This window comes from Streptomyces rishiriensis, assembly GCF_003112535.1.
Taxonomy (GTDB): Bacteria; Actinomycetota; Actinomycetes; order Streptomycetales; family Streptomycetaceae; genus Streptomyces; species Streptomyces rishiriensis.
The window spans coordinates 1-974 of sequence record NZ_BEWA01000074.1; the positions used below are offsets into that span (position 1 = coordinate 1).

1 protein-coding gene is annotated in these 974 nt (G+C 52.2%); it reads left to right on the forward strand.

Translation table 11 applies throughout. From position 1 onward, the window contains the following. Positions 1 to 525: 525 nt before the first annotated feature. Positions 526 to 974 (forward strand): nucleotidyltransferase domain-containing protein (locus tag Sri02f_RS44430; RefSeq protein ID WP_227541806.1); only part of this gene is annotated, 449 nt, incomplete at its 3' end.

Below are 974 nucleotides of genomic sequence, written 5' to 3' on the forward strand. Positions count from 1 at the left end.
ACTAGTATGGCCCGGGGGATCCGGCGCGCCTAGGCCTTGACGGCCTTCACTCAATTCGCCCTATAGTGAGTCGTATTACGTCGCGCTCACTGGCCGTCGTTTTACAACGTCGTGACTGGGAAAACCCTGGCGTTACCCAACTTAATCGCCTTGCAGCACATCCCCCTTTCGCCAGCTGGCGTAATAGCGAAGAGGCCCGCACCGAAACGCCCTTCCCAACAGTTGCGCAGCCTGAATGGCGAATGGGAGCGCCCTGTAGCGGCCACTCAACCCTATCTCGGTCTATTCTTTTGATTTATAAGGGATTTTGCCGATTTCGGCCTATTGGTTAAAAAATGAGCTGATTTAACAAAAATTTAACGCGAATTTTAACAAAATATTAACGCTTACAATTTAGGTGGCACTTTTCGGGGAAATGTGCGCGGAACCCCTATTTGTTTATTTTTCTAAATACATTCAAATATGTATCCGCTCATGAGACAATAACCCTGATAAATGCTTCAATAATATTGAAAAAGGAAGAGTATGCGTAGCCGTAATTGGAGCCGTACCCTGACCGAACGTAGCGGCGGTAATGGTGCGGTGGCGGTGTTTATGGCGTGCTATGATTGCTTTTTTGGCGTGCAGAGCATGCCGCGTGCGAGCAAACAGCAGGCGCGTTATGCGGTGGGCCGTTGCCTGATGCTGTGGAGCAGCAACGATGTGACCCAGCAGGGCAGCCGTCCGAAAACCAAACTGAACATTATGCGTGAAGCGGTGATTGCGGAAGTGAGCACCCAGCTGTCTGAAGTGGTGGGCGTGATTGAACGTCATCTGGAACCGACCCTGCTGGCCGTGCATCTGTATGGCAGCGCGGTGGATGGCGGCCTGAAACCGCATAGCGATATTGATCTGCTGGTGACCGTGACCGTGCGTCTGGATGAAACCACCCGTCGTGCGCTGATTAACGATCTGCTGGAAACCAGCGCGAGCCC